We start from the raw sequence: 17389 nt of genomic DNA, 5'->3' as shown, positions 1-17389 counted from the left end.
CTCCGCAATGGAACCCGGAATCATACTTAGTCGCGCCTCACTCGCCGCCCCTGAGCGCGGCCGCGGCGCCGAGACAGCCGACGGCACCCATGGCGAGGGTGAGCGCCGCCAGGATGCTCAGGGCCTGGCCGCTGCCGGGATTGGCCGGGTCGGCGGCCGCGACCCCGAAGATGAGGGGCGGCACCATCAGGGGCACGACCAGGATGGCGATCACGAGCCCGCCCCGGCGGATGGAGGCCGCGAGCGCCGCCCCGATCGCGCCCGCGAAGGTGAGGGCGGGCGTGCCGACCAGCAGGGACAGCGCCGTCCGGGCGAGCGCCGCGGGCTCCAGCGCGACGAGCAGTCCGAAGAGGGGCGCGAACAGCGCGAGGGGAAGCCCGGTCGCGATCCAGTGCGCGGTCGCCTTGGCGAGGACGACCACCTCGAAGGGGGCGGGCGAAAGCCGCATCAGGTCGAGCGAGCCGTCCTCCTCGTCCGCCTGGAACAGCCGGTCCAGCCCGATCAGGGTCGCGAGCACGCCCGCGATCCACAGGATCGCCGGTCCGATGCGCGAGAGGAGGTTCAGGTCCGGCCCGAGCCCGAACGGGATCAGGGTCACAACCATGAGGAAGAAGACGAGGCTCAAGCCGCCGGCGCCGCCGACGCGCGCCGCGAGCGCGAGGTCGCGGCGGACCAGCGCCAGGAACGTCCCCATCAGGCGCCGAGCCTCAGCTCGCCTGCGCCCTCGATCGGGAGCGGCGCGTGGGTGGCTGCAAGGATCAGCCCGCCGCCGGCGAGATGCTCGGCCATGATGCCGGCGAGCAGGCTTTGCCCGGCCGTGTCGAGGGCCGTGAGCGGCTCGTCGAGGAGCCAGAGCGGGCGATGCGCGACGAGCAGCCGCGCCAGGGCGACGCGCCGGCGCTGGCCGGCGGACAGGTACGCGACCGGCAGCTGCGCGGCGCCGGGCAGGCCGGTCCGGGCCAAAGCGTCGGCAGGCGCGAGCGCCTGGCTTCCGAGGAGCGCCGCCGCGAAGGCGAGATTCTCCTCCGCCGTGAGCGAGCCCTTGAGGCCGTCGCGATGGCCGACCAGATGCAGCGATTCCGCCAGCGTGCGGTCGCCGATCCCGGAAGCGCTGACCTCGCCGGCATGCCGCCCGACGAGCCCGGCGATCGCGCCGAGCAGCGTCGACTTCCCGGCGCCGTTGCGGCCCGTGACCGCGAGCGCCTCGCCCGGTCCGAGCCTGAAGGACAGGCCGTCGAAGACGCGGCGGCCGGCGCGCCGGCAGGCGAGATTGTCGACCGCAAGCTGCAACGGGGAACCTCGGGCGTGACCCGCGCCCGATACAGCATCCGGGCGCCGGAGCGAATGTCTCAGGCCGCCGCCCGGGGGCTCATGGCCCGCACGGCGAGGAGGGCGAGGGCGCAGACGGCGCCCGTCAGGACGGCTACGGGCCAGATGCCCTGCGCCGCGAAGGCGGCCGCGCAGGCCCAGAGGATGGACGAGAACGCCTCCGCGAAGGTCGCGATGCGGGACGAGGTCTGGCGCCGGCGGAACTGGCTTCGCCTGGCCTGGGCGCGGAACCAGAGCTGGATGGCGGTGGCCGAGGCCGCCGCGACCGCGATGCCTCCGGCCGCGACGAGCGCGATCTCGAGCGAGAGGGCGGAGACCACGACGATGATGGGCGCGACCGCGATCCCGACCGCGCCGAGCACGGCCTCGATCTTGGCGCGCACGATCTGGCTCGGCGCGACCGGCGCGGTCCGAACGAGATCCGGCGCGTCCTCGCCGGAGACGGCGAGCCAGGCGAGCCCGCCCGCGAGCTGGCCGGACGCCATCACCAGAACCGGCACCAGCACGGCGAGCCCGTTTCCGCCCTCGCCGAAGCTGCGCCACAGGAGGAGAGCGGCCGGGAGCAGATAGAGGATCTGCATCAGCGTCTGCGAAATGAGCCAGGGATCGCGCCGCAGCAGCGTCCATTCCTTCTCGCGCAGGATGCGGGCCGGCGAGCGGCGACGGAAGCGGGCCCTCGCCTCGCCATGTTTCGGGGCGGCCGCTATCGCGCCCGCCGCGGTCGCCGCGTCGGAGGCAAAATGCGGCGCCACGATCCCCAGCACCGCCGCAAGCAGGCCGAGCGACCCGGCAATGAGCAGGGCGAGGCTCCCGGGTTCGCCGAGGAGCGCCCGCGCCGGGATCCACAGCGAGCTGTCCGAGGCAGGCGCGTGCGATACGAGCCACTCGGAGGAGAGAACGGCGAGGCGTGAGGGATCGTCGAAGGACAGGATCGCCGCGGCCTGGACGGAGATCGCGAAGGCCGCCCCGATGACCGCCGCCACGACCTGGGCGACGAAACGCGTCCGCGCGGGGCCGAGAAGGCGGAACAGGGAGGCCGTGACGGCGACCGCGACGGCGGCCGCGAGCAGCCCCAGGGCGGCGAGCGCCAGATAGGCGAGCAGCCATCGCGGCCCGTCGAGCAGGACCAGGATGTCGATCACGGGCGTGGCGAGCAGCATCGCCATGGCGGAGGCACCTGCGCCGATCCCGGCGATCCGCACCGCGAACAGGCCTGCGGCGGGCATCGGCGAGGCGAGGATCAGGTCCATGTCGCCGCGGGCGTAGAAGGCGCGGGTGACCGACTCGATGGCCTGCGAGAGAAGCAGGCACCAGGCGAGGAGCGCGGAACCGGTCAGGAAGGTCAGGGTGCGCGGATCGGGTCCGATCCCGCCGCGCAGGGCGGCGCTCACCAGGCTGAAGGCGAGGGCGTGGACGAAGGCGATCAGCAGGAAGAGAATCGCGGCCCCGGCGATCCGTCTCCGCAAGGAGCCTCCGAACAGGATGGCGGCGGCGTCCCGCCAGGCGAGCCTGAGCTCGTGCCGGGCGAACCAGGCGAGCGAGCCGAGGCTCATGCGGCCAGGCCGGGCGCGTCCACGAGCTCCAGGAAGATGTCCTCCAGGCTTGTCCCGGCCCGTCCCGCGAGGCCGCGCAGCTCGTCGAGGGTTCCTTCCGCAACGAGCCTGCCCTGGGCGATGACGCCGATCCGCTCCGCCATGCGCTCGGCGACCTCGAGGATATGCGTCGTCATGATGACGCTGGCGCCGGTCCGCACACGCTCGAGCAGTACGTCCTTCACGACGCGCGCGGCTGCGGCGTCGAGCCCGGTGAGCGGCTCGTCCAGGATGATCAGGCGCGGCTCGTGGATCAGCGCCCCCGCGAGCGCCACCTTCTGGCGCATGCCCTTGGAGAGTCCCTCGCAGCGGCGGTTCGCCTCGAGTCCCAGGCCGAGGCGGCCGATCAGCTCATGCGCGCCCGCCTGCGCGGCGGCGGGGTCGAGGCTCCAGAGCCCGGCCACGAATTCGAGGTACTCGAGCGGTGTCAGCTTGTCGTAGATCATCGGCTCGTCGGAGACCCAGGCGACGAGCCGCTTCGCGGCGACCGGGTCCGCCAGCGCGTCCACCCCGCAGACATGGATCGACCCCCCGTCCGGCCGGACCAGGCCCGCCACCATCCTGAGCGTCGTCGTCTTACCGGCCCCGTTCGGGCCGAGGAGCGCATAGAAGCGCCCCGCCTCGACCGTAAGGTCGAGCCGGTCGACGGCCGGCCGGTCGAACGTCTTGGTCAACCCCCGGATGGCGAGGGCAGGCGCTGTCTCGGTGGGCATGCGGGCTCCAGCAGGCGACCCGAGCCTCGCATGGACGGGTTAGGCGGCTGTGAACGAGACCCGCTGCATTCCCGCGCCTCGCGCCTGTTCCGGGCGAGCGGACAGAGCCCCCGGACTTCCCCGTGAGCGTGGCGGGAGGCAGGCTGTCCCGTCAGGTCGGCAGACTGGTCGCGAGGATCGCGGAAGGTGTCGCGAAGCAGACATCGCGACGACGGATCGTTACGCGGACGATCATCAGGCCGTCGAGGCCGAGGTTGATGCGGCTGCGGCAACCACAGGCGCCGCGCGCCCGTCTGCCCCGGTCCGGCCGCAAAGTGCCGCCACGGAGTGAGCAGGGCCAAGTATCCGGCCCGGCCTGAACCGTTAACGCCGCGTTAACCAGTCGCCTTGGTAGGGTTGCGTTGCGGTAAGGCCGAGGTAAGGCTAACGAACCTAAGTATCGGGGCAGCGAGGTCCGGCACCTGATCGGACCCGAGTAGCGGGGTCAGTCCATGAAGCGCCTCCTTGTTGGAGCGGCACTTTCGCTTGCGCTCGCCGCCTGCAACGACCAGTACGCTTCCACAGGCCGCGCGCTCGCACCCATCCCGCCGCAGACGGTCGCCCTCATGTCCGAGAAGGGCATGACGAAGAGCGACCCCATCCTGGTGCGGGTGTTCAAGAAGGAATCCGAGCTCGAGGTCTGGAAGCGGAGCGTCGACGGGCACTACGCCCATCTGAAGACCTACCCGATCTGCCGCTGGTCCGGGCAGCTCGGGCCGAAGCGGCGCGAGGGCGACCGGCAGGCGCCGGAGGGTTTCTATACGATCACGCCCGCGCAGATGAACCCGAACTCGTCCTACTACCTGTCCTTCGATACGGGCTATCCGAACGCCTATGATCGGGCCCATGGCGGCACGGGCTCCTATCTCATGGTGCACGGAAGCTGCTCTTCGCGCGGCTGCTACGCGATGACGGACGAGGGCATCGCCGAGGTCTATGCGCTGGCGCGCGAGGCCTTCGCGGGCGGCCAGAAGGGCTTCCAGTTCCAGGCCTATCCGTTCCGCATGACGGCCGAGAACCTCGCCAAGTTCCGGCACGACCCGAACATGCCCTATTGGCGCAACCTGAAGGAAGGCAACGACGTCTTCGAGATCACCAAGCGCGAAGCGAAGGTCGCCGTCTGCAACGGCCGCTACGCCTTCAACACCGTGGCCAATAGCTGCACGCCGGACCCGACGCTCGCCCCGGCACTCGCCCAGAAGGAGGAGCGGGACCGCCAGGAGGTCGCCGAGCTCATCGCCAAGGGAACGCCGGCCGTCCGCCTCGTCTATGCCGATGGGGGCCAGCACGAGAGCTTCCGCCAGACCGCGTTTGCGGCTTTCGGCGGGGATTCCGGCTTTGCGATCCTCGACTCGCGCAAGCCGCGCAACCTGGGCGATGTGAGCCGTCCCGAAGCGCTGGCCCAGGGGCCGCAGGAGATCCCGGTCGAGGGGCCGGCGGCGGCCGGCTCCGGCCGGGGCACCACGCTGCTCGCGGCCGCTTCCACCCGCAAGCCTGCCGCGGCGGCCAGGGTCGCCTCGAGCCGCACGGCGGAGCCGGCCCCGATCGTCGTCGCCAAGGCCGAGCCGGAGACGGCCAATTCCGCGGCCGACAGCCGCCCCTTCTACGAGCGCATGCTCGGGGGCGTATTCGGGCGCAATGCCGAACCTGCGAAGCCTGCGGAACCGGTCGCCGCCGCATCGGGCGCTCCCGCCTCGGCGGCATCGCCGCTGCCGCCTCGCCGCAAGTCGGTCTCCGCCGTGCCCGCCAAGACGGCTCCCGCTGCGCCGGCCGGATTCGCAAAGCCGCAGGCTTCCGCCGCGCGGCCCGAGAAGCATGCGAGCGCCGCCGGCTTCGTCCAGGCGGGCTCGGTCGGTCCGACGCCGAACGGCTTCGTCCGGAACTGACCGTCAGGCCGGAATCAGACCCGGGCGCCCTCCCCGGCTGTCCGGGACGGCAGGAGCGGGTTCGGTCTGCTACAGACTCGTGTCTCTTCTGCAACACTGCTTTGCTAGCAAGTTGTGCAAAGCATAAACTGCCTAAGATATATGCATTTGCCTGCTTTTTCTCTTTGTTCAAAATAACGGCTCCCGGCACCCTCGCATCAAAGACGCACCAAGCGCGTCGATGGAGCTGCAGATGGGGTCGAACCGGATTAGGGGCGCGCTCGCAGGGCTGAGCGTCGCGGCAGGGCTGGCGATTGCGGGCCAGAGCATCGCGGCCGACCTCACGGCCAAGAGGTTGCCGCCGGAAGCCGCGCCAGCGCCGGCGCAGACGCCGCTGATCGACTTCGTGTTCGGCGCCCGCATCCAGTCGGACTACAATTTCCGCGGCATCAGCCAGTCCGACCACCGCGAGAGCGGCCAGACCTATTTCGAGGCGCAATATCTCGACAACCTGTTCTACACGGGCTTTGCCACCGCCAAGGTCGACCTGCCGACCCGGCCGGCGATGGAGTTCGACCTGACGGCCGGCATCCGGCCGAAATGGGGCCCGCTCACCTTCGACCTCGGCGTGATCTACTACAACTATCCGGGCGAGCGGGCGCTCTTCCCGGGCGTCGCTCCGGCGAATACGGACTTCCTGGAATTCGCCGCCAAGGCGAGCTGGGCGGTGAACGACGCCTTCACGCTGGGCGCGAACGTGTTCTATGCGGGCAACTGGCTCGGCACCCATGCCGACGGCACCTACGTCTCGGGCACGGCCAAATACGTGATCCCGACGGATCTCCTGGGCGTCGAGGGTTTCGCCGTGTCCGGCGAGTTCGGCCATTACTTCCTCGGGCGGACCGCGCCCTGGACCGGCGGTGTCGGCGTCCCGACCAACCTGATCGATTACAACTACGGCAATGTCGGCGTGTCCTACACCTGGAGGGCCTTCACGCTCGACGTGCGCGGCCACTTCACGGACCTGAACAAGACCGAGTGCTTCATCAACACGGGCGATCCGCGCGGCGTCATCAACGGGACCGGGCGCTCCAACTGGTGCGGCGATGCCGTCGTCGCCACGCTGTCGCTCGATCTCCAGGCGAGCAAGATCTACGAGCAGCTCGGCCTGGACGGCCCGGGCGTGCCGCGCTGACCTGAACGCGGAGAGCAGAGCCACATCGAGGGCGGCGCTTCCGGCGCCGCCCTTTTCGCATCCGCCGAATGGATGACCATCGGCGTCTTGCGTCAGGTCGAGGTCCGGGCGCACTCCCTCGCGCACCATGGTCCGAACAGGACGGGAGGGAGGAGATGAGCGCCATCGCGGGAAGCCGCTATCGCGAGGTCTATGCGCGCGCCGCCGCAGACCCCGAGGGGTTCTGGATGGAGGCCGCCGGGGCGGTCGACTGGTTCGAGAAGCCCTCCCGCGCCTTCGATCCGCAGGCCGGCATCTATGGCCGCTGGTTCCCGGACGGCGTCACGAACACCTGCCACAACGCGCTCGACCGGCATGTCGCGGCCGGGCGCGGCGACCAGGCGGCCATCCTCTACGACAGCCCGGTCACCGGCCAGAAGCGTCGCATCACCTATGGCGAGATGCTGGCTGACGTGAAGATGCTGGCGGGCGTGCTGGCCGAGCTCGGGGTGGGGAAGGGCGACCGCGTCGTCATCTACATGCCGATGATTCCCGAAGCCGTCGCCGCCATGTACGCGACGGCGCGACTCGGTGCCGTGCACTCGGTCGTGTTCGGCGGTTTCGCGTCGCGGGAGCTCGCGGCCCGCATCGAGGATGCGCGTCCGAAGATCGTGCTCACGGCCTCCTGCGGGATCGAGACGAACCGGCTGGTCGCCTACAAGCCGCTGCTCGACGAGGCGCTTCGCCTATCCGGGCACAAGGTCGGAACCTGCCTCGTGCTGCAGCGCCCGCAGCTCGCGGCCGAGCTCGTCGCGGGCCGCGATCTCGACTGGGCCGAGGCGGTGGCGGACGCCGCCTCGCGGGGCGTCGCGGCCGAATGCGCCCGCGTGCTCGCGACCGATCCGCTCTACATCCTCTACACCTCCGGTACGACCGGCCGCCCCAAGGGCGTCGTCCGCGACACCGGCGGGCATCTCGTCGCCCCGCTCTGGTCGATGCCGAACCTCTACGGCATCCAGCCCGGCGAGGTGTTCTGGACGGCCTCCGACATCGGCTGGGTCGTGGGCCACACCTACATCGTCTACGCGCCGCTCTTCCACGGCGCCACGAGCGTCCTCTACGAGGGCAAGCCCGTCGGCACCCCGGATGCGGGCGCCTTCTGGCGCGTCTGCGCGGAACATGGCGTCGTCACGCTGTTCACCGCGCCGACCGCGCTCCGCGCGATCCGCAAGGAAGATCCGGACGGGCGCCTCGTGCGCGAGCACGACCTGTCGCGGTTCCGCGCCCTGTTCCTGGCGGGCGAGCGGGCGGACCCCGACACGGTCGCCTGGGCGGAGAAGACCTTCGAGGTCCCGGTGATCGACCATTGGTGGCAGACCGAGACCGGCTGGCCCATCGCAGGCAATCCGCTCGGCCTGGGCCGCCTTCCGGTCAAGCGCGGCTCGCCGACCGTGCCGATGCCGGGCTACGTGCTGGAGACGCTGGACGAGGGCGGAAAGCCGCTTCCGCCGAACCAGATGGGCACGCTGGCGATCAGGCTGCCACTGCCGCCGGCCTGCCTGCCGACGCTCTACAACGACGACGAGCGCTTCCGGCACACCTACCTGTCGACCTTCCCGGGCTACTACACGACGTCGGATGCCGGCTATCTCGACGAGGACGGCTACGTCTACGTGATGGGCCGGACGGACGACGTCATCAACGTCGCCGGCCACAGGCTCTCGACCGGCGCCATGGAAGAAGTGCTCGCCTCGCATCCGGCCGTCGCCGAATGCGCCGTGATCGGCGTGAAAGACCCGCTCAAGGGCGAGGTGCCGGCGGGTTTCGTCGTGCTCAAGACCGGCATCGGCAAGGCACCCCAGGAGGTCGAGACGGAACTCGTCGGGCTCGTGCGGGAGAAGATCGGGCCCGTGGCGGCCTTCAAGATCGCCATCACGGTCGGTCGGCTGCCGAAGACCCGCTCGGGCAAGATCCTCCGCGGGACGATGAAGAAGCTCGCCGACGGGGATAGCTGGACCGTGCCGGCGACGGTCGACGATCCGGCCATCTTCGACGAGATCGCGGCAGCGCTGAGCTCGCATGGGCTGCCGGGCTGACGCCGAAGTCTCGACAGACACACGGAGCTCCGCCATATTTGTGGCATGGCGGTCGCGGCCCTCGATACCCTGTCGCTCGCCAAGCGGTTGAGGGCTGCCGGTTTCACGGAGGATCAGGCCGAAGCGGTCACGGACGTCGTCCGAGAGGCCAGCGCGGTCCACACGTCTTCGCTCGCGACCAAAGCCGGTCTCGCGGAGTTGAAGGCCGAAATCCTGAAATGAATGTTCGGCGCGATCGGCCTGCAGACGATCGTGATTCTGGGCGCGCTCGTCACTCTCGTCAGGATCGGGCTGCGCCCGTGACGTCTCACCGAAAACCGTCGCCCGCCAGTTACGGCAGCAGCGCCTGCCGGATCAGCAGCGGCAGCTCGTCGAGAAGCTCGTCCCGCGTGGCTGCCGTTGCGGCGAGGCCGGGCACGCTGCTGGCGCGGACGAACCAGACCTCGCCGTCCGGATCGTAGCCGAGCGCCACCTTCTCCCCCGCAATCTCGACGAGCTCGCTCCCGCGCTCCGCCCGGAGCGAGGATTCGTGCGGGTTCGACATCCGCCCGTCACGGCCCCGTGGCGTCGAGCTTCGCCATCTCGTCCGGCGAGAGCTCCAGCCGGGTGGCGGCGATCAGCGTCTCGAGCTGCTTCGGCGAGGTGGCGCTGGCAATCGGGGCCGTGACGGCGGGCTTCGCCATCAGCCAGGCGAGCGCGACCGCCGCCGGCTCCGTGCGTTTCGCCGCCGCGATTTCGTCGAGGGCCGCGAGGATGCGCATGCCGCGCTCGTTCATGTAGCGGGGGATCGAGCGCGCACCGCGGGGGCTCTTGGAGAAATCCGCCTCCGACCGGTACTTGCCCGTGAGAAAGCCGGCCGCGAGCGAGAAGAAGGTGATCACGCCGATCTCGTTCTCGCGGCAGACCCGCTCCAGCGGCCCCTCGAAGATCGACCTCTCGTAGAGATTGTATTCGGGCTGAAGGCTCTCGTAGCGCGGCAGGTTCTCCGTCTCGGCCAGGCGGAGCGCCTCCGAGAGGCGCTCGGCCGAGAAGTTCGAGGCGCCGATCACGCGGACCTTCCCGGCCTGGATCAGCTTCGCATAGGCGCCGAGGGTCTCCTCCTGCGGCGTGTCCGGGTCGTCCTTATGGGACTGGTAGAGGTCGATGTAATCGGTCTGAAGCCGCTTCAGGGACGCCTCGACGGCCTGCGCGATATAGCCGGCCTTCAGGCCGACCCGGCCCTCGCCCATGTCCATCCCGACCTTGGTGGCCAGGATGATGCGGTCCCGGTTGCCGCGGGCCTTCATCCAGCGCCCGATGATCGTCTCCGATTCGCCGCCCTGATGCCCCGGCGCCCAGCGCGAATAGACGTCCGCCGTGTCGAGGAAATTGACGCCGTGATCGAGAAGGGCGTCGAGCAGGGTGAACGAGGTCGCCTCGTCCGCCGTCCAGCCGAAGATGTTGCAGCCGAAGCAGAGCGGCGGCACCTGCAGGGGCGAGCGGCCGAGGCGGCGCAGTTCCATGGTCCGGCGCTCCGCTCAGGCGTCCTCGTCCTCGGTACGCTTGAGCTGCTTGAGCTTGGCGAAGACCGAATCGACGTCGATCTTCTCCTCCTCAGGGCTCGTCTTGCGGGACATGTCGGCAAAGGGGTCGGTGCGCGTCTCAGGTGCGGTCGTGACCTCGGCCGGCAACAGCGTCTGGCCTGATTCCGCCGGCTCCGTGGCGGGCCGGTCCTTGGCCGCGCGCTGCACCTCGAAATCCAGGTCGATCTGCGAGCATAGCCCGAGCGTGACCGGGTCCATCGGCTGCAGGCTGGCCGAATTCCAGTGGGTGCGCTCGCGGATCTGCTGGATCGTGCTCTTGGTCGTCCCGACGAGGCGGATGATCTGCGCGTCCTTCAGCTCCGGATGGTTGCGGATGAGCCAGAGGATCGCGTTCGGCCGGTCGTGGCGGCGCGAGACCGGCGTGTACCGGGGGCCGCGCCGGGTCGGCTTGATCTCCGGCAGCTTCACCTTAGGGGGCGCCATCTTGAGCCTATAGCTCGGATCGGCCGCCGCCCGATCGATCTCCTCGCGCGTGAGCTGCCCGCCCGTGATCGGGTCGGCCCCCTTGATGCCCTGCGCGACCTCGCCATCCGCGATGCCCTTCACCTCCAGGGGGTGCAGGTGGCAGAACTCGGCGATCTGCTCGAAGGTAAGCGAGGTGTTCTCAACCAGCCACACGGCGGTCGCCTTCGGCATCAGCGGTGCTTGCGACATCTTGTTCTCCTCGGACGGTCGGCGGGTCCCCGGCAGCCGGATTTCCCTCGTGCTCCGGCTGCGGCTCGACCGGAGCGCATCGTTCCTGATTGTGACGGAAGTCGCTCCTTCATATAGGCAAGGCGAGGGTCGGCGCAATCGAGCCTTCGGCGAAGCGGGGAGGGCAGCATGCGCGAGGACGAGTTCGGTCTTGCCCCGAGGAAACAGGTCGCGCACGAGATCGGCTGCGACCTGGCGAGCCTCTCCGAGCACGAGCTGAAGGAGCGCGTCGAGCTTCTCAGGGCCGAGATCGCGCGGATCGAGGAGGAGGCGCGCCGGAAGGCCGCCTCGCGCGAGGCGGCGAGCGCCTTTTTCAGGACCTGAACCGACGGGCCCTGTACCACCCGTTCCGTTCTGGGCCAGCGTGTCCCGGGCCTTAACCGCCCTTTAAGCTTTCCGCTTCATAACCAGAGCCGTCCAGTTTTGCTGGATCTCGAGTGGCCTGCCACTCTGTTTGATGCCTCCCTGTTACCACTTTCAAGCCGCTCGCAAGGGCGGCTTTTCTTTCGCGCCCCCACCCTGTTAACCTTGACAGAGAGTGAACGAGGCGCCTCGGAGTTGACGGCGCTAGAGTTGCTCTTCGCCGATGGAGCCGCCCCGAACGACCCGGAACGGGGCAGGGTTCCGTCACGAGGAGGGGCGTTACGTGTTGAGCCAGCCAGAGTTCTCGTTCGAGGCCGATCGCGGGCTCGTCCGCTTCGGGACGAGCTTCGTCAAGTCGGACGCCTTCAAAGCCCTGTTCCGAGAGGGCATGGCGCTGGTCGAGGACACGGCCGAGTATCTCGACGGTCCCGGCCGCAGCGAATCGGCCCTGCTCCGCCGCAACGCCACCCTCACCTATGCCAGCGAGAGCATGCGGCTCACGACGCGGCTGATGCAGATCGCCTCATGGCTCCTGGTGCAGCGTGCGGTCGCCGAGGGCGAGATCACGCCGGCCCAGGCCCGGCGCGAGAAGGACCGGGTGCGCCTGGCCGTGCAGGAGACGACCGTCAGCCAGCGGGATTTCGACGAGATGCCCGAGCGCTTCCGCGAGCTGGTCGCGCTGTCGCTGCGTCTTCACGCCCGCCTCGTTCATCTCGACGCGCTGATCGCCCAGGCCGAGGAGGCGCCCGCCCCGCGCGCCTCGAGCCCGGTCTCGATCCAGCAGGACCTCCTGAAGATGGCCTTCGGGGCGCGCCAGGCCGCCGGCTGAGGGCGTCTCCCGGCGGAATCGCGCCTCAGCTCCGCCCGAGCCGCCCCTCGATCGCATCCCAGATCGCGGACGCGATGTCCGGCCCGCCGAGCCGCCGGATGGCCCGGATGCCGGTCGGGGACGTGACGTTGATCTCCGTGAGGTTGCCGTCGATCACGTCGATCCCGACGAAGACGAGCCCGCGCGCCCTCAGCTCCGGCCCGATCGTCGCGCAGATCTCGCGCTCGCGCTCCGTCAGCTCCGTCGCGTTCGCGGCGCCGCCCCGCACCATGTTGGAGCGGAGATCGTTCGCGGCCGGGACGCGGTTCACGGCGCCGAGCGGCTCGCCCTCGACCAGCACGATGCGCTTGTCACCCTCCGTGATGCGCGGCAGGAACCGCTGGATCACCCAGGGTTCCTTGAAGGTCACGGAGAAGAGGTCGAAGACCGAGCCGAAATTCGGATCGTCCGGCAGGATGCGGATCACGGCCGCGCCGCCATGGCCGTGCAGCGGCTTCATGACCACGGCTCCGTGCTCGCGCCGGAACTCCTCGATCTCGGCCTTGTCGCGGCTGATGAGCGTCGGCGGCATGAGCTGCGGAAAGTGGGTGACGAAGAGCTTCTCCGGCGCGTTGCGGACAGAGGCCGGGTCGTTCACGACCAGCGTCTTCGGGTGGATGCGCTCGAGGAGATGGGTCGCCGTGATATAGGCGATGTCGAAGGGCGGATCCTGCCGCATCAGCACGACATCGGCCTCCGCGAGGTTCATCCGGAAGGGCTCGCTAAGCGTCGCGTGGTTGCCCTCCTCGTCGCGGACGCGGAGCTCCTCCACGCGCGCCGTGACCCGGCCGTCGCGCATGGAGAGCCGCTCCGGGCCGTAATGGAGCAGCCTGTGCCCGCGCCGCTCCGCCTCGAGCAGCAGCCCGAAGGTCGAATCGCCCGCGATCTTGATCGTCTGGATCGGGTCCATCTGGACCGCGACGGTGAGGGTCATGGGATGCTCCGGTCAGTCGCGCCGGACCATAGCGGCTCGGACGTCCCGCGCCAGCGGAGAGGGTTTCTCCGCGGGGCTGCCGGTTGTAGGGAGGCGCAGCAAAGCGGGAGAACGGGCGTGGATGCTCCGTCGGGGGCCGGAGAGAGCGGGACAGCCGCTCCGGCAGAGAATGGCTGGCCGGTTCGGCTCTACCGCACGCTCAAGGCGGCCGGTATCGGGCACATGTCCTATGTGCCGGATGCGGGCCACACCGCCCTCATCAAGCTTCTCGAGGCCGATCCCGCTGTCATCTGCAACGTGCTGACGACCGAGGAGGAGGGCATCGCGATCGCGGCGGGCGCCTGGCTCGGCGGCCAGCGCTCCGTCCTGCTGATGCAGTCGAGCGGGGTCGGGAACTGCATCAACATGCTGTCGCTGCCGGCGATCGGGCGCTTTCCGCTGCTGATGCTGGTGACGATGCGGGGCGAGTGGGCGGAGTTCAACCCCTGGCAGGTGCCGATGAGCCGGGCGACGCAGCCGACGCTCGAGGCGATGGGAGTGCGGGTGATGCGGGCCGAGGCGCCCGAGGATCTCGTCGAGACCGTCGAAGCCGCCGCGGCGCTCGCCTTCGAGGCCGACGGGCAGGTCGCGGTGCTGCTCGGACAACGCCTTCTCGGCCGCAAGAAGTGGTGAAGGCATGACCGGACCCGGAACCCTCGCCCGCCGCGACGCGGTCGCGGCGCTTCTCGCCGATCGCGAGCACTTGCTGGTCGTGACGGGGCTCGGCTCGCCGACCTACGACGTCCACGCGGCCGGCGATCACGACGGCAACTTCTATCTCTGGGGCGCGATGGGCGGTGCCGCCCTGGTCGGGCTCGGCCTCGCCCAGGCGCAGCCCGGCAGGCCGGTACTCGTGATCACGGGGGATGGCGAGCAGCTGATGGGGCTCGGCGCCCTCGCCACGATCGGGGTTGCGCGGCCTCGGAACCTGACCCTCGCGGTGCTGGACAACCAGCAATATGGCGAGACCGGCATGCAGGCGAGCCACACGGCTGCGATCGATCTCGTGAAGGTGGCGGAGGCGTGCGGCTTCGCGGCGGCGCGGGCCGTCCGCAGCATGGACGAGATCGCGGCGGCGCGGCGCTCACTCGCGGAGCCGTCGGCCGGGCCGAGGCTCCTCGTGATCCGGATATCGCAGGAGAACCCGCCGCGATCGCTGCCCTCGCGCGATGCGGTCCACGTCAAGAACCGTTTCCGCGCCCATCTCGGGCTGCCGCAGGGTTAGCCGCCGAAATCGAGCTCGAACGCGGCGGGCATGTGCCGGGGAAAAGCTCCGGGCGCGATGAAGACCGCGTCGGCCCGGAAGGTCAGGCCGGATAAGCCGGGATTGCGGCTGAGCCAGGCGCGGGCGGCGCGGCCGAAACGGCGGCGCTTCGCGGTGTCGATGGAGGCGAGCGCCGCCTCCATGCTGCCCCGCGCCTTGACCTCGACGAAGGCGATGGTGCCGCCCCGCCTGACGACGAGGTCGATCTCGCCGCCCGCAGCCGAGAAGCGGCGCGCGAGAGGCCGGTAGCCCTTCGCCAGCAGCCAGAGGAGAGCGACGCGCTCGGCGCCGCGCCCGCGCCCGTAGGTGAAGACGCGGCGACCGGCGGCCGTCCTCACCCCGGCGCCTCCTTCGACAGCGCGAGCGCTCGGGCATAGACGTCGCGCTTCGGCAGCCCGGTCTCGCCGGCGACGAGCGCCGCCGCGTCCTTGAGGCTGTGCTGGCGCAGGGCGTCCCGCAGTTTGCCGTCGACGGTCGCACGTGTCTCGGCCTCGCGCGTCGCCGCGGTCGCGGGTGCGATCAGGAGCACGATCTCGCCCTTGGGCTGCGGCTCGGCCGCGTAGGCCTCGGCGAGATCGGTGAGCGCGCCGCGCCTGACGGTCTCGTAGAGCTTGGTCAGCTCGCGCGCGACGGCCGCGTTCCGCGGCCCGAGGACGGCGGCGGCGTCGGCGAGCGATTCGGCGAGGCGGTGCGGCGCCTCGTAGAGCACGAGCGTGCCCGGAATAGAGGCGAGCTCCGCCAGCCGGGTCCTTCGCGCGCCCGATTTCGCCGGAAGGAAGCCTTCGAAGAAGAAGCGGTCGGTCGGCAGGCCCGAGACGACGAGCGCGGCGAGCGCCGCCGACGCGCCCGGGAGCGGGACGACGCGGAGGCCCTCCGCGATGGCGGCCTCGACCAGCCTGTATCCGGGATCTGACACCAGCGGCGTGCCGGCATCGGAGACGAGCGCGAGTGCCTGCCCCTCGCGGATGCGCAGGATCATGCGCTCGCGCACAGCGTCGTTGGAATGTTCGTGATAGCTGACGAGCGGGGTCGTGATCCCGTAATGGGCGAGAAGGGTTCGGGTCACGCGCGTGTCCTCGGCCAGGACCGCGTCGGCGGCAGCGAGCGTCTGCAGCGCCCGGAGCGAGATGTCGCCCAGATTGCCGATGGGGGTCGCGACGACATAGAGGCCCGGCGGCAGCGGCTCGGCTTCCGCCGCCAGGCCGAAGGCCGTGAAGGTCGCGGGGCCCCGGCCGGGGGAGGGCAGTCCTCCGGTTCCCGGTCGCCGCGTCCGGTTGTCGATCACCTGCGCCATCGCCCATCTGTGCCATGAGGCGCGGTTGAACGGAACGGCCGGGAGTTTCATCCTTTGTTGTCCATGCTTGGCGATAGTGAGCGGCCTCCGTCCCGGGCCACGGGGAGGAGAGCTTTCCGACGAGGCTTCCCGTGACCGAGCCGATCTCTCGCCGAATCGTGCTGACCGGGCTTCTCGGCGGCTCGGCCGCGGGCCTCGCCTCGTGCGGCGGCGTGATGGATCCGGGCCGCGGACGCCCCAGCGCCGCGATCGACCCGCTGGCCGATCCGCCGGCTGCTCCCGCGCCCTCCGCCGGACCCACGATCGGGACCGGCGCCGTGAAGGTCGCACTCATCCTGCCGCTCGGCGCTTCCGGGCAGGCCGCCTCGGCCGCGACCTCGCTGCGCAACGCGGCCGATCTCGCCATGGCCGAGTTCCAGAACCCTGACCTCACGATCCTGGTGAAGGACGATCGCGGGACGGCCGACGGGGCCCGGGAGGCGGCGACGGCCGCGCTCGCCGAGGGGGCCGAGCTGATCCTCGGGCCGCTTTTCGCCTCCGCGGTGGCGGCCGCCGGTACGGTCGCCAAGGCGCAGGGACGGCCGGTGATCGGCTTCTCGACGGATGCCGGGGTCGCCTCCCGGGGCGTCTATCTGCTGAGCTTCCTGCCGCAGAACGAGGTCGATCGCGTCATCGACTACGCCGCCGCCCAGGGCCGGAGGTCCTTCGCGGCGCTCGTTCCCGACACGACCTACGGCAGCGTCGTCGAAGGCGCGTTCCGGGAGGCTGCGGCGCGGCGCGGGATCCGGGTCGCGGGGCTCGAGCGGTATGCGCCGGGCCAGCCGGCCGCGGCCGTGACCCGCCTGGCGCCGCTCTTCTCCGGCCAGATCGACGCCATCCTGATCCCGGCGCCCGGCGACGACCTGCCGGCGATCGGCTCCGCGCTCCAGTCCGCGGGCTTCAGCCCCGGGCGCGTGAAGCCGCTCGGGACGGGGCTGTGGAACGATCCGCGAGCGGCCGGCGTCGCGGCGATCCAGGGCGGCTGGTTCGCCTCCCCGGAGATTGCGGGCTTCACGGCTTTCGCGGGCCGCTACCGCGCCCGGTTCAACGCCGAGCCGACCCGCATCGCGACGCTCGCCTATGACGCCGTGTCGCTCGCGGCCGCGCTCGCCAGGATGCAGGGAACGCCGCGCTACTCGGAGGCGGCGCTCCTGGCTCCGACCGGTTTCGCCGGGGTCGATGGCGTCTTCCGGTTCCGACCGGACGGAACGAACGAGCGTGCGCTGGCCGTGAACGAGGTGCGGGGCGAGGGGACGGCCGTGATCAGCCCGGCTCCCAAGGCCTTCGGATAGCTATTCGAAGCGGCCCGGGCATTCCGCCCGCCGGAACGCTTCGCGGCGCGCCGCGGCCTCGGCGGGGGCGTTTGCCAGCCGCTCGAAACTTGCGGCTGCCCTTTCGAGCGATGTCGCGAGCTGTTCCGCGAGCGTCGCGAGCCTCAGGCTCACCTGGAGCGACTTCGCCAGCATCTCCTCGCGGATCAATCGGTCGAGCTCCGGGTCCATGG

The 17389-nt window shown here is 70.4% G+C and carries 20 protein-coding genes; 9 read left to right on the top strand and 11 right to left on the bottom strand.

The genetic code is table 11. From position 1 onward, the window contains the following. Nucleotides 1-37: 37 nt before the first annotated feature. The 4 genes from ccmB to HJG44_RS14300 are packed head-to-tail and all read right to left on the bottom strand — an operon-like array spanning nucleotide 38 to nucleotide 3634. Nucleotides 38-694 (bottom strand): heme exporter protein CcmB, encoded by a 657-nt coding sequence (gene ccmB / locus HJG44_RS14315; protein ID WP_171219071.1) that lies wholly within the window; start codon nucleotides 692-694, stop codon nucleotides 38-40. Then, on the bottom strand, nucleotides 694-1290 hold the full coding sequence (gene ccmA, locus HJG44_RS14310; RefSeq protein ID WP_171219070.1) for a heme ABC exporter ATP-binding protein CcmA: 597 nt from the start codon (nucleotides 1288-1290) through the stop codon (nucleotides 694-696). Before ccmA ends, ccmB begins: the two co-directional genes overlap by 1 nt. Nucleotides 1291-1349: 59 nt before the next feature. After that, nucleotides 1350-2882 (bottom strand): permease, encoded by a 1533-nt coding sequence (locus tag HJG44_RS14305; RefSeq protein WP_171219069.1) that lies wholly within the window; start codon nucleotides 2880-2882, stop codon nucleotides 1350-1352. Next, nucleotides 2879-3634 (bottom strand): ABC transporter ATP-binding protein, encoded by a 756-nt coding sequence (locus tag HJG44_RS14300; protein ID WP_171219068.1) that lies wholly within the window; start codon nucleotides 3632-3634, stop codon nucleotides 2879-2881. The genes HJG44_RS14305 and HJG44_RS14300 overlap by 4 nt, the downstream gene beginning before the upstream one ends. 491 nt (nucleotides 3635-4125) lie before the next feature. Here HJG44_RS14300 and HJG44_RS14295 point away from each other — a divergent pair, with 491 nt between their 5' ends. From HJG44_RS14295 to HJG44_RS14280, 4 genes are all read left to right on the top strand, one after another. Beyond that, a complete protein-coding gene (locus tag HJG44_RS14295) occupies nucleotides 4126-5559 on the top strand; it encodes a L,D-transpeptidase family protein (protein ID WP_246736262.1) in 1434 nt (477 codons plus the stop codon). A gap of 232 nt (nucleotides 5560-5791) precedes the next feature. After that, on the top strand, nucleotides 5792-6733 hold the full coding sequence (locus HJG44_RS14290) for a TorF family putative porin (protein WP_171219067.1): 942 nt from the start codon (nucleotides 5792-5794) through the stop codon (nucleotides 6731-6733). Between the two features lie 155 nt (nucleotides 6734-6888). Continuing rightward, the gene (locus HJG44_RS14285) at nucleotides 6889-8808 is read left to right on the top strand and encodes a propionyl-CoA synthetase (protein ID WP_171219066.1); all 1920 of its coding nucleotides are present in this window, start codon (nucleotides 6889-6891) and stop codon (nucleotides 8806-8808) included. Nucleotides 8809-8853: 45 nt separating this feature from the next. Next, the gene (locus tag HJG44_RS14280; protein WP_246736261.1) at nucleotides 8854-9030 is read left to right on the top strand and encodes a CCDC90 family protein; all 177 of its coding nucleotides are present in this window, start codon (nucleotides 8854-8856) and stop codon (nucleotides 9028-9030) included. 109 nt (nucleotides 9031-9139) lie between these two features. On the opposite strand, the gene HJG44_RS14275 is transcribed toward HJG44_RS14280, so the two are convergent. Genes HJG44_RS14275 through HJG44_RS14265 form a run of 3 tightly spaced genes read right to left on the bottom strand, consistent with a single transcriptional unit; the run spans nucleotide 9140 to nucleotide 11045 of the window. Continuing rightward, a complete protein-coding gene (locus HJG44_RS14275) occupies nucleotides 9140-9352 on the bottom strand; it encodes a DUF1902 domain-containing protein (protein ID WP_171219065.1) in 213 nt (70 codons plus the stop codon). Nucleotides 9353-9359: 7 nt separating this feature from the next. Next, a complete protein-coding gene (locus HJG44_RS14270; RefSeq protein ID WP_171219064.1) occupies nucleotides 9360-10310 on the bottom strand; it encodes an aldo/keto reductase in 951 nt (316 codons plus the stop codon). Between the two features lie 15 nt (nucleotides 10311-10325). Continuing rightward, complete coding sequence (locus HJG44_RS14265) at nucleotides 10326-11045, bottom strand: DUF1013 domain-containing protein (protein ID WP_171219063.1); 720 nt, start codon at nucleotides 11043-11045, stop codon at nucleotides 10326-10328. Between the two features lie 168 nt (nucleotides 11046-11213). Between HJG44_RS14265 and HJG44_RS14260 the strand changes: the two genes are divergently transcribed. Together HJG44_RS14260 and rcdA are read left to right on the top strand one after the other, a co-directional pair. Next, a complete protein-coding gene (locus tag HJG44_RS14260) occupies nucleotides 11214-11408 on the top strand; it encodes a DUF1192 domain-containing protein (protein ID WP_171219062.1) in 195 nt (64 codons plus the stop codon). A 325-nt stretch (nucleotides 11409-11733) separates the two neighbouring features. Further along, the gene (gene rcdA, locus HJG44_RS14255) at nucleotides 11734-12276 is read left to right on the top strand and encodes a protease adaptor protein RcdA (RefSeq protein ID WP_171219539.1); all 543 of its coding nucleotides are present in this window, start codon (nucleotides 11734-11736) and stop codon (nucleotides 12274-12276) included. A gap of 25 nt (nucleotides 12277-12301) precedes the next feature. Here rcdA and gshB read toward each other — a convergent pair whose 3' ends face one another. Beyond that, nucleotides 12302-13249 (bottom strand): glutathione synthase, encoded by a 948-nt coding sequence (gene gshB, locus HJG44_RS14250; RefSeq protein WP_171219061.1) that lies wholly within the window; start codon nucleotides 13247-13249, stop codon nucleotides 12302-12304. Between the two features lie 117 nt (nucleotides 13250-13366). Between gshB and HJG44_RS14245 the strand changes: the two genes are divergently transcribed. Continuing rightward, a complete protein-coding gene (locus HJG44_RS14245; protein ID WP_346767171.1) occupies nucleotides 13367-13921 on the top strand; it encodes a phosphonopyruvate decarboxylase in 555 nt (184 codons plus the stop codon). A 4-nt stretch (nucleotides 13922-13925) separates the two neighbouring features. After that, nucleotides 13926-14513, top strand: coding sequence for a thiamine pyrophosphate-dependent enzyme (locus HJG44_RS14240; RefSeq protein ID WP_171219059.1), 588 nt, complete (start codon nucleotides 13926-13928; stop codon nucleotides 14511-14513). Here HJG44_RS14240 and HJG44_RS14235 read toward each other — a convergent pair. Both HJG44_RS14235 and rsmI read right to left on the bottom strand, forming a co-directional pair. Further along, on the bottom strand, nucleotides 14510-14890 hold the full coding sequence (locus HJG44_RS14235) for a YraN family protein (protein ID WP_171219058.1): 381 nt from the start codon (nucleotides 14888-14890) through the stop codon (nucleotides 14510-14512). The genes HJG44_RS14240 and HJG44_RS14235 overlap by 4 nt on opposite strands. Beyond that, the gene (rsmI, locus tag HJG44_RS14230; protein WP_171219538.1) at nucleotides 14887-15846 is read right to left on the bottom strand and encodes a 16S rRNA (cytidine(1402)-2'-O)-methyltransferase; all 960 of its coding nucleotides are present in this window, start codon (nucleotides 15844-15846) and stop codon (nucleotides 14887-14889) included. Before rsmI ends, HJG44_RS14235 begins: the two co-directional genes overlap by 4 nt. Before the next feature lie 131 nt (nucleotides 15847-15977). On the opposite strand from rsmI, the gene HJG44_RS14225 reads away from it, so the two are divergent. Then, nucleotides 15978-17177, top strand: a complete 1200-nt coding sequence (locus tag HJG44_RS14225) for a penicillin-binding protein activator (protein ID WP_346767170.1) — start codon at nucleotides 15978-15980, stop codon at nucleotides 17175-17177. On the opposite strand, the gene HJG44_RS14220 is transcribed toward HJG44_RS14225, so the two are convergent. Next, complete coding sequence (locus HJG44_RS14220; protein WP_171219057.1) at nucleotides 17178-17387, bottom strand: hypothetical protein; 210 nt, start codon at nucleotides 17385-17387, stop codon at nucleotides 17178-17180. Between the last annotated feature and the right edge of the window lie 2 nt (nucleotides 17388-17389).

This window comes from Enterovirga aerilata (assembly GCF_013044135.1).
GTDB lineage: Bacteria > Pseudomonadota > Alphaproteobacteria > Rhizobiales > Beijerinckiaceae > Enterovirga > Enterovirga aerilata.
The sequence above is the reverse complement of the archived record's forward strand: the minus strand, read 5'-3'. Positions and strand labels throughout refer to the sequence as shown.

Excerpts from the sequence above, each read along its gene's own strand:
- rsmI (WP_171219538.1), bottom strand. The coding sequence starts at position 15,846 with ATGGCGCAGGTGATCGACAACCGGACGCGGCGACCGGGAACCGGAGGA.
- HJG44_RS14240 (WP_171219059.1), top strand. The coding sequence starts at position 13,926 with ATGACCGGACCCGGAACCCTCGCCCGCCGCGACGCGGTCGCGGCGCTT.
- HJG44_RS14300 (WP_171219068.1), bottom strand. The coding sequence starts at position 3,634 with ATGCCCACCGAGACAGCGCCTGCCCTCGCCATCCGGGGGTTGACCAAG.
- HJG44_RS14305 (WP_171219069.1), bottom strand. The coding sequence starts at position 2,882 with ATGAGCCTCGGCTCGCTCGCCTGGTTCGCCCGGCACGAGCTCAGGCTC.
- HJG44_RS14270 (WP_171219064.1), bottom strand. The coding sequence starts at position 10,310 with ATGGAACTGCGCCGCCTCGGCCGCTCGCCCCTGCAGGTGCCGCCGCTC.
- HJG44_RS14295 (WP_246736262.1), top strand. The coding sequence starts at position 4,126 with ATGAAGCGCCTCCTTGTTGGAGCGGCACTTTCGCTTGCGCTCGCCGCC.
- HJG44_RS14275 (WP_171219065.1), bottom strand. The coding sequence starts at position 9,352 with ATGTCGAACCCGCACGAATCCTCGCTCCGGGCGGAGCGCGGGAGCGAG.
- HJG44_RS14265 (WP_171219063.1), bottom strand. The coding sequence starts at position 11,045 with ATGTCGCAAGCACCGCTGATGCCGAAGGCGACCGCCGTGTGGCTGGTT.
- HJG44_RS14220 (WP_171219057.1), bottom strand. The coding sequence starts at position 17,387 with ATGGACCCGGAGCTCGACCGATTGATCCGCGAGGAGATGCTGGCGAAG.
- HJG44_RS14285 (WP_171219066.1), top strand. The coding sequence starts at position 6,889 with ATGAGCGCCATCGCGGGAAGCCGCTATCGCGAGGTCTATGCGCGCGCC.
- gshB (WP_171219061.1), bottom strand. The coding sequence starts at position 13,249 with ATGACCCTCACCGTCGCGGTCCAGATGGACCCGATCCAGACGATCAAG.
- HJG44_RS14290 (WP_171219067.1), top strand. The coding sequence starts at position 5,792 with ATGGGGTCGAACCGGATTAGGGGCGCGCTCGCAGGGCTGAGCGTCGCG.
- ccmB (WP_171219071.1), bottom strand. The coding sequence starts at position 694 with ATGGGGACGTTCCTGGCGCTGGTCCGCCGCGACCTCGCGCTCGCGGCG.
- HJG44_RS14280 (WP_246736261.1), top strand. The coding sequence starts at position 8,854 with ATGGCGGTCGCGGCCCTCGATACCCTGTCGCTCGCCAAGCGGTTGAGG.
- HJG44_RS14260 (WP_171219062.1), top strand. The coding sequence starts at position 11,214 with ATGCGCGAGGACGAGTTCGGTCTTGCCCCGAGGAAACAGGTCGCGCAC.